The organism is Hydrogenophaga sp., from assembly GCF_035481345.1.
GTDB lineage: Bacteria > Pseudomonadota > Gammaproteobacteria > Burkholderiales > Burkholderiaceae_C > Hydrogenophaga.
In genome coordinates, this window is the sequence record NZ_DATIGV010000023.1 from 1 (window position 1) to 9,441 (window position 9,441).

The following is a 9,441-nucleotide window of genomic DNA, read 5'->3' on the forward strand; positions in this document are numbered from 1 at the left end:
TGGTACTGCTTGGGCAGCGGGGTGCCGGCGCGCGAGCCGGTGCCCGCACAGGGCAGCAGCGCATGGCAAGGGGACACGGGGGTGGGGTTGGACGGGGGCAAGGCGGTGCTCATGGGCGGCGCCATTCTAGAATTCGCCCACACCCCCGGGCTCGACGCAACCGGGGGTATTTGTATTGGTACCGACCGAATGCCCCTCTCTCTGCCCGCGCTGAGCCCCGGCAAGCGCCACACCCAGCCCCACCCGGGCGGCTCGGCCGACGCGCTGTGGCTCGCCCGCCTGGCCGAGCGCGAACAAGGCGCTGGCCGGCTCACCGCCATCGTCACCGCCGACGCCAACGACGCGCAGCGCCTGATCGACGAGCTCGCCTTCTTCGCGCCCGATCTGCGCGTCACGCTGTTTCCCGACTGGGAAACCCTGCCCTACGACACGTTTTCGCCGCACCAGGACCTCATCAGCGAGCGCCTGGCCACGCTCTGGCGCATTTCCCAGCGCCAGCACGACGGCGGCGCCGACGTGGTGCTCATCCCCGCCACCACCGCGCTCTACCGGCTCGCGCCACCGTCCTTCCTGGCGGGCTACACCTTCCACTTCAAGGTCAAGCAGTCGCTGGACGAGGCGCGGCTCAAGGGCCAGCTCACGCTCGCGGGCTACCAGCACGTCACGCAGGTGGTGAGCCCGGGCGAATACGCCGTGCGCGGCGGCCTCATCGACCTCTTCCCCATGGGCAGCCCCGTGCCCTACCGCGTGGACCTGTTCGACGACGAGATCGACAGCATCCGCACCTTCGACCCGGACAGCCAGCGCAGCCTGTACCCGGTGAATGAGGTGCGCCTGTTGCCTGGCCGCGAATTCCCCATGGACGACGCGGCCCGCACACGCTTTCGCAGCCGCTGGCGCGAACTGCTGGAAGGTGACCCGACCAAGAGCCGTCTCTACAAGGACATGGGCAACGGCGTGGCCACCGCCGGCATCGAGTACTACCTGCCACTGTTCTTCGAAGAGACGGCCACCGTCTTCGACTACCTGGGCGAACAGGCCACCCTGGTGCTGCACGGCGAGCTGGAGCCTGCCTTCCAGCGCTTCTGGCAGGACACGCGTGATCGCCACCGCCTGCTGCAGGGCGACCCCGATCGCCCCATCCTGCCGCCCGACGCCCTCTTCCTCAACGCCGAGCAGTTCTTCACCCACGCCAAGGCCCACGCCCAGGTGGTGATGCGCCCCGGCACCAGCGACGTGAGCGACAGCGCCTTCGCCCAGGCCCTGCCCGACCTGGCCGTGGTGCGCGGTGCCGACGAGCCGCTGGCGAAACTGCAGGCCCATCTGCGCGCCAGCCCCCAGCGCGCGCTGGTCCTCGCCGAGAGCGACGGCCGCCGCGAAAGCCTGCTCGACTTCCTGCGCGCCAGCGGCCTGAACCCGCCCGCCTTCGACAGCCTGGCCGAATTCCAGGCCAGCGACGAGAAGACCGGCATCGCCACCGCCGCGCTGGCCACCGGCTTCGCCTGGCTCGAGGCGGGCATCGACTTCATCACCGAGACCGAACTCTTCGCCGCCGGCCCCACCACGCGCCGGCGCAAGAAGCAGGAACAGGTGAGCGACGTCGATGCGCTGATCAAGGACCTGTCCGAGCTCAACGTGGGCGACCCGGTGGTGCACGCGGCGCACGGCATCGGCCGCTACCGCGGGCTCATCAACCTCGACATGGGCGAGAAGAACCCCGACGGCACGCCCGCGCTGCAGGAATTCCTGCACCTGGAGTACGCCGACAAGGCCGTGCTCTACGTGCCCGTGAGCCAGCTTGGCCTGATCGGCCGCTACACCGGCGTCAGCGCAGACGAGGCGCCGCTGCACAAGCTGGGCAGCGGCCAGTGGGAAAAGGCCAAGCGCAAGGCCGCCGAGCAGGTGCGCGACGCCGCCGCCGAACTGCTCAACATCTACGCGCGCCGCGCCGCGCGCCAGGGCCACGCCTTCCGCTACTCGCCGCAGGACTACGAGGCCTTCGCCAACGACTTCGGCTTCGAGGAAACCGCCGACCAGCGCGCGGCCATCCACGCCGTGGTGCAGGACATGATCAGCCCGCAGCCCATGGACCGCCTGGTCTGCGGCGACGTGGGCTTCGGCAAGACCGAGGTGGCGCTGCGCGCGGCCTTTGTGGCCGTCACGGGTGGCAAGCAGGTGGCCTTCCTCGCGCCCACCACGCTGCTGGCCGAACAGCACTACCAGACCCTGGTCGACCGTTTCAGCAAGTGGCCGGTGAAGATCGCCGAGATGAGCCGCTTCCGCTCTCAGAAAGAGATCACGGCGGCCATGAAGGGCATCGCCGACGGCTCGGTGGACATCGTCGTCGGCACGCACAAGCTGCTGAGCGAGAAGGCACAGTTCAAGAACCTGGGCCTGCTCATCATCGACGAGGAGCACCGTTTCGGTGTGCGCCACAAGGAGGCGATGAAGCAATTGCGCGCCGAGGTCGACGTGCTCACGCTCACCGCCACGCCCATCCCGCGCACGCTGGGCATGGCGCTCGAAGGCCTGCGCGATCTGAGCGTCATCGCCACCGCGCCACAGCGCCGCCTGGCCATCAAGACCTTCGTGCGCAACGAAGGCAATGGCGTCATCCGCGAGGCCGTGCTGCGCGAATTGAAGCGCGGCGGGCAGGTCTATTTCCTGCACAACGAGGTCGAGACCATCGAGAACCGCAAGCAAAAGCTCGAGGAGATCCTGCCCGAGGCGCGCATCGCCGTCGCCCACGGTCAGATGCCCGAGCGCGAGCTGGAGCGCGTGATGCGCGACTTCGTGGCCCAGCGCTACAACCTGCTGCTGTGCTCCACCATCATCGAGACCGGCATCGACGTGCCCACGGCCAACACCATCGTCATGAGCCGCGCCGACAAGTTCGGCCTGGCGCAGTTGCACCAGTTGCGCGGCCGTGTGGGGCGCAGCCACCACCAGGCCTATGCCTACCTGCTGGTGCCCGAGATCGAGGGCCTCACCAAGCAGGCCGCGCAGCGGCTGGACGCCATCCAGCAGATGGAGGAACTGGGCAGCGGCTTCTACCTGGCCATGCACGACCTGGAGATCCGCGGCGCCGGCGAGGTGCTGGGCGAGAACCAGAGCGGCAACATGCTGGAGGTGGGCTTCCAGCTCTACAACGAGATGCTGTCCGAGGCGGTGAAGGCGCTGAAGGCCGGCCGCGAGCCCGACCTGCTGGCGCCGCTCTCCGTCACCACCGACATCAACCTGCACGCCCCCGCCCTGCTGCCCAACGACTACTGCGGCGACGTGCACCTGCGCCTGAGCTTCTACAAGAAGCTCGCCACAGCGCGCAACACCGACCAGGTGGACGCCCTGCTCGAGGAAATCGTCGACCGCTTCGGCAAACCCCCGCCGCAGGCGCAGACGCTCATCGACGTGCACCGCCTGCGCGTGCTCAGCGCACCCTACGGCGTGGCCAAGGTCGATGCCGCGCCCGGCATCACGAACATCACCTTCAAGCCCAACCCGCCGATCGAGCCGATGCGCATCATCGAGCTCATCCAGAAGCACAAGCACATCAAGCTCGCGGGCAACGAGAAGCTGCGCATCGAGCGCGCGCTGCCCGAGGTGAAGGACCGCGTGCAGCTCGTGCGTGACGTGCTGCGCGCCCTGGGCCAACCCAACAAGACCACCGAAACCGCATGACCTCCACGCTCACCGCCTTCGCCCCCGGCCTCACCGTACGCGGCTTCACGCCACCGCTCCAGCTGAGCGACTTCAAGCTCATCGCCTTCGACATGGACTCCACGCTCATCAGCATCGAGTGCGTGGACGAGATCGCCGACGTCGTCGGCAAGAAGGCCGAAGTGGCCGCCATCACCGAAGCCGCGATGCGCGGCGAGATCACCGACTACAAGGACAGCCTGCGCCGCCGCGTGGCCCTGCTCAAGGGCGTGACCGTGGCCGACATGGAGCGGGTGCTGGTCGAGCGCCTGCGCATCAACCCCGGCGCCGCCGAACTCATTGGCGCCTGCAAGGCCGCCGGGCTCAAGGTGCTGCTGGTCTCGGGCGGCTTCACCTATTTCGCGTACCGCGTGCGCGACACCCTGAGCATCGATTTCGTGCGCGCCAACGTGCTGGAGATCGCCAGCGGCGCCAACTGCGGCGAGCTCACCGGCCGCATGGTCGATCAGGCCTGGGGTGACATCTGCGACGGCGCCGAGAAGCGGCGCACCCTGCTCGAAGTGGCCTCGCTGCTGGGCATCGAACCGTCCGAGTGCATCGCCATGGGCGACGGCGCGAACGACCTGCCGATGATGGGCGTGGCGGGCCTGTCGGTGGCCTACCACGCCAAGCCGGCGGTGCGCGAGCAGGCCATGGTGTCCATCGAGCAAGGCGGGCTGGACCGCCTGCTGGAAGTGCTGCGCTGATCCGCAGGGCTCCTCGACAAAGACGGCGACAAAGAAAAAGCCCGTCATCTTGCGATGACGGGCTTTCTTGTAATGGTCGGCGTGGCGGGATTCGAACTCGCGACCCCTTGCACCCCATGCAAGTGCGCTACCAGGCTGCGCTACACGCCGACAAGCCTTGCATTATAGCCAGCAAAAAGGCGCTCTCTCAGGCCGATAGGCGAAGCAGTTCGCGAATCTCGAGCAGCTCGCGGCGCATGTCGCTCAGCAGTGCGGGCTCCGCCGCCGCTGCCGGCGCCACCACGGTGGACACGACCGCGGTGTCATCGTCGTGGATGACCGCATCCAGATCGATCACGTCGATGGGTTCTTCGTCGTCCTGGCGGCGCTTCTCGCGCTCCGCCTGGGCCAGTTCCTGCAGCTTGTTGCGCGCGCCACTGATGGTGAAGCCCTGGTCGTACAACAGCTCGCGGATGCGACGGATCATCAGCACCTCGTGGTGCTGGTAGTAGCGCCGGTTGCCCCGGCGCTTCATGGGACGAAGCTGCGTGAACTCCTGCTCCCAGTAGCGCAGCACGTGCGGCTTGACGCCGCACAGCTCGCCCACCTCACCAATGGTGAAGTAGCGCTTCGCTGGAATCGGGGGCAGCGTTTTTTCCATGTAAATCAAGGCGGTAGAAACCGAAGCTTGAATTTACTCTAACTCAGGAAACCCCGGGGACTACCCCCAGGGTTTTCGTGAGAAATGTTGTAAGCGTTCCCTATGGGGAAACGCGATGGCGCCGTTCAGCCGCCGATGACTGCCGCCTGTACCTGCTCCTTGAGCTTGGGGCTGGCGTGGAAGGTCACGACGCGTCGGGCCTGGATGGCCACCGGTTCACCGGTGCGCGGGTTGCGGCCCGGACGGGCCGCCTTGGTGCGGATCTGGAAGTTGCCGAAACCCGAAATCTTCACGTCGGTGCCGTTGACCAGGCTCTCCGTGACGAGGTCGAAGAAGGCGTCGATCATGTCCTTGGACTCCCGCTTGTTCAGGCCGATCTGGTCGAACAGCAGCTCGGCGAGCTGGGCCTTCGTCAGGGCGGGGGTTTCCAGGCTTTCGACGGCCAATTCCATCGGGTACTCCTTCTTGTCGGTGTCGGGTATCAAGCGCGCAGTCGGGCGTTCACGCGCTGCTGCAGGGATGCAAGCGTCTGCTGCACGGCGGCTTCGATCTGTTCGTCGGCCAGTGTAGCGTCGTCCCGGTTCATGACGAGCCGCACGGCCAGCCCCTTCTCGTGCTCGGACAGGCCGGGCACCACCACGCCTTTCTTGGGGCGGTAGACGTCGAACAGCACGGCGTCTTGCAGCCAGGGGTTGCCGGCGGCGCGGATGGCGGCCATCACGGCATCGTGCGACACCGACTCGCCCACCACCAGCGCCAGGTCGCGCTGCACGGGCTGGTGGCGGCTGACGGCGTGGAACGCCGGCACCGGCCGGGTCAGCACGGCGTCGAGCTCCAGCTCGAACAGCACAGGCGCCTGCGGCAGCTCGTAGGCCTGGCGCCAGCGGGGGTGCAGTTCACCCACGTGGCCGATGCATCGACCGTCGAGCCACACGGCCGCGCAGCGGCCCGGGTGCATGGCGGGGTGCTCGGCCGCGCGGAATTCGGCGCGGCGCGGCGCCAGAAGGGACTCCACGTCCCCCTTGGCGTCGAAGAAATCGGCGGCACGCTCGCTCTCGCCCCATTGCAGCGCGTTCAAGGGACCACCCGCGAGGCCGGCCACGCGCATGGGCTGGTCGAAACCGGCCACGCTGGTGTCGCTGTCCTTCACCGTCGCGTCCTTGCGAAACACGCGTCCGATCTCGAACAGGCGCACGCGCTCGGCGCGGCGATCGAGGTTGAACTTGCACACCGCCACCAGGCTGCCGATCAGCGAGGAGCGCATCACGCTCATCTGGCTGGCGATGGGGTTGAGCAAGCGGATGGGCTCGGCATTGCCGGCCAGCTCGCGCTCCCAGCGCTCTTCCACGAAACTGAAGTTGATCGTTTCCTGGTAGCCGAGTTGCGCGAGTTGACGGCGCACGCCGAATGCGCCGCGGCGCGCCTCGGGCCGCAGCTTGGCCGTGATCGGCGCGAGCGGCGGCGTGGTGGGCAATTGCTCGTAGCCGATCAGGCGCACCACCTCCTCGATCAGGTCTTCCTCGATCTGCAGGTCGAAGCGGTACGGCGGCGGCGTCACGGTGACGCTGCCCTCCCCCTCCTGCACCGCCAGGCCCAGGCGGCGAAGGGCCTGCACGCACTGCGCCTGTGTGACCGGCATGCCGATGACCTTGGCCGCACGTGCCACGCGCAGCGTGACGGGCTTCGCCTCGGGCAGGCGCGCCCGCTGATCGTCCATGGGGCCGGCCTGGCCGCCGCAGATCTCCAGCACGAGCTGCGTGATGCGCTCGATGTGCTCCACGGTGGTGGATGGGTCGACCCCGCGCTCGAAGCGGTGCCCCGCGTCGGTGCTGAAGTTGTAGCGGCGCGAGCGGCCCGCCACGGCCTTGGGCCACCAGAAGGCGGCCTCGATGTAGATGTCGCGCGTGTCGTCCGACACCGCGGTGGCGTCCCCGCCCATGATGCCGGCGAGCGACTCGACAGCCTGGTCGTCGGCGATCACGCCCACGCCAGCGTCGACCGAAATCGTGTTGCCATTGAGCAGCTTGAGCGATTCGCCCTCGCGGCCCCAGCGCACGTGCAGGCCGCCATGGATTTTGTCGAGGTCGAAGATGTGCGAAGGGCGGCCCAGCTCGAACATCACGTAGTTGGAGATGTCCACCAGCGCCGTGACGCTGCGCTGGCCACAGCGCGCCAGGCGGTCGACCATCCAGGCTGGCGTCTGTGCCTTCGTGTTGACGCCACGCACCACGCGGCCGCTGAAGCGCCCGCAGAGATCGGGCGCTTCGATGCGCACGGGCAAGGTGTCGCTCAGCGACACCGGCGCGGCCGGGAATGCGGGCGACTGCAGCGGCGCCCCGGTGATGGCCGCCACTTCACGCGCGACGCCGTACACGCTCAGGCAATGCGCCAGGTTGGGCGTGAGCTTGAGCGTGAACAGCATGTCGTCCAGCGCCAGGTGTTCGCGGATGTCGCGGCCCACCACGGCATCGGCCTCGAGTTCGAGCAAGCCCTCATGGCTTTCGGAGAGCTTCAACTCGCGCGCCGAGCACAGCATCCCCTGGCTTTCCACGCCGCGCAGTTTGCCCAGCTTGATGGTGAACGGTTTGCCGTCGTCGCCCGGGGGCAGTTCGGCGCCCACCAATGCGCAGGGCACCTTGATGCCCACGCGCGCATTCGGCGCGCCGCAGACGATGTTGAGCAGCGCACCCTGTCCCACATCCACCTCGCACACGCGCAAGCGGTCGGCGTTGGGGTGTTGCTCGGCAGACTTGATCTCACCCACCACCACCTTCGTGAACGGCGGCGCGACGGGACGAAGCTCTTCGACCTCGAGGCCTGCCATGGTGAGTGCGTCGGCGAGTTGCTGGCTGTCCAGGGCCGGATTGCAGAAGCTGCGCAGCCAGGATTCGGGGAATTGCATGGTGGTCGCTTATCGGAACTGGCTGAGGAAACGCACGTCGCCGTCGAAGAACAGGCGCAGGTCATTGACGCCGTAGCGCAGCATGGTCAGGCGGTCGGGGCCCATGCCGAAGGCGAAGCCGATGTAGCGCTCAGGGTCGAGGCCCATGTTGCGCACCACGTTCGGGTGCACCTGGCCCGAGCCCGCCACCTCCAGCCAGCGCCCGGCCAGCGGGCCGCTCTGGAACTGGATGTCGATCTCGGCGCTGGGCTCGGTGAACGGGAAGAAACTGGGGCGAAAGCGCAGCACCAGGTCGTCGCTTTCGAAGAAGGTGCGGCAGAAATCGGTGAAGACGACCTTGAGGTCCTTGAAGCTCACGTTCTCGCCGATCCACAGGCCTTCGCACTGGTGGAACATGGGCGAGTGGGTGGCGTCGCTGTCGACGCGGTAGGTGCGCCCGGGGGCGATCACGCGGATCTCGGGCATGCCCTGCCCGGCATCGAGCGCGCTGCGGTGGCGCTTGACGTGCTGCACCGCGTGGCGGATCTGCATGGGGCTGGTGTGGGTGCGCAGCAGGTTCGGCGCCTTGGCTGAACCGCCTTCCACGTAGAAGGTGTCGTGCATGGAACGCGCCGGGTGGTCCTCGGGCGTGTTCAGGGCCGTGAAGTTGAACCAGTCGGACTCGATCTCCGGACCCTCGGCCACCTCGAAGCCCATGGAGCCGAAGATGGCCTCGATGCGCTCGAGCGTGAGGCTCACGGGATGCAGCCCACCCGCACCGCGCTGGCGGCCCGGCAGGCTCACGTCCAGCGCTTCGGCCTTGAGCTGGGCTTCGAGTTCGGCGTCGGCCAGGGCCTGTCGGCGCGCCGTCAGCGCACCCTCGATGGCCTGCTTGGCCACGTTGATCGCGGCACCGCGGGTCTTCTTTTCATCCACCGGCAGAGCGGCCATGCCCTTCATCAATTCGGTGATGCGCCCCGCCTTGCCCAGGTAGCGCGCCTTGGCGTTCTCCAGGTCGGCCGGGGCGCTGGCCTGCGCAAACTCGGCGCGCGCCGCTTCGACCAGGTTGTCCAACTCGTTCATTCGATGCGTGTCCGATGCAATGAAAAAAGGGTTGAAGCCGGCGGGAATCCCCTCAAGCCTCAACCCCTTCAAACGGCAGCGGGCGCTGACGCGCCCGGCCGGGAATCAAGCGGTGGCCAGCTTGGCTTTGACCTGCTCCACGATGCTGCCAAAAGCCGCCGGGTCGTTGACGGCCAGGTCGGCGAGGACCTTGCGGTCGATCTCGATCTGGGCCTTCTTCAGACCATTGGCGAACTGGCTGTACGTCAGGCCGCAGGCGCGCGCACCGGCATTGATACGGGCGATCCACAGCTGGCGGAACACACGCTTCTTGGTGCGGCGATCGCGGTAGGCGTACTGGCCCGCCTTCATCACCGCCTGTTTGGCGATGCGGAAGACGTTGCCGCGACGGCCGCGGAAACCTTTGGCCAGGGCCAGGACTTTTTTATGGCGGG

Annotated in this window: 7 protein-coding genes and 1 tRNA gene; 2 read left to right on the top strand and 6 right to left on the bottom strand. The window is 67.6% G+C overall.

The genetic code is table 11. The annotated features are described in order from the left end of the window. The first annotated feature begins 189 nt into the window (after positions 1-189). On the top strand, positions 190-3,678 hold the full coding sequence (gene mfd / locus VLG41_RS02360) for a transcription-repair coupling factor (RefSeq protein WP_325347795.1): 3,489 nt from the start codon (positions 190-192) through the stop codon (positions 3,676-3,678). After that, complete coding sequence (gene serB, locus VLG41_RS02365) at positions 3,675-4,403, top strand: phosphoserine phosphatase SerB (RefSeq protein WP_325347796.1); 729 nt, start codon at positions 3,675-3,677, stop codon at positions 4,401-4,403. Before mfd ends, serB begins: the two co-directional genes overlap by 4 nt. 73 nt (positions 4,404-4,476) lie before the next feature. Here the strand turns inward: serB and VLG41_RS02370 are convergent. The 6 genes from VLG41_RS02370 to rplT form a co-directional block, all read right to left on the bottom strand. Further along, positions 4,477-4,553 (bottom strand) — tRNA-Pro (locus VLG41_RS02370). A gap of 37 nt (positions 4,554-4,590) precedes the next feature. Next, positions 4,591-5,043, bottom strand: coding sequence for a MerR family transcriptional regulator (locus tag VLG41_RS02375; protein WP_325347797.1), 453 nt, complete (start codon positions 5,041-5,043; stop codon positions 4,591-4,593). A gap of 125 nt (positions 5,044-5,168) precedes the next feature. Next, on the bottom strand, positions 5,169-5,495 hold the full coding sequence (locus VLG41_RS02380; RefSeq protein ID WP_325347798.1) for an integration host factor subunit alpha: 327 nt from the start codon (positions 5,493-5,495) through the stop codon (positions 5,169-5,171). Positions 5,496-5,524: 29 nt separating this feature from the next. Continuing rightward, positions 5,525-7,945, bottom strand: a complete 2,421-nt coding sequence (gene pheT, locus VLG41_RS02385; protein ID WP_325347799.1) for a phenylalanine--tRNA ligase subunit beta — start codon at positions 7,943-7,945, stop codon at positions 5,525-5,527. Positions 7,946-7,954: 9 nt separating this feature from the next. Further along, positions 7,955-9,007: a phenylalanine--tRNA ligase subunit alpha gene (pheS, locus tag VLG41_RS02390; RefSeq protein ID WP_325347800.1), complete on the bottom strand. Its 1,053-nt coding sequence runs from the start codon at positions 9,005-9,007 to the stop codon at positions 7,955-7,957. Between the two features lie 105 nt (positions 9,008-9,112). Next, positions 9,113-9,441 (bottom strand): 50S ribosomal protein L20 (gene rplT, locus VLG41_RS02395; RefSeq protein ID WP_325347801.1); only part of this gene is annotated, 329 nt, incomplete at its 5' end.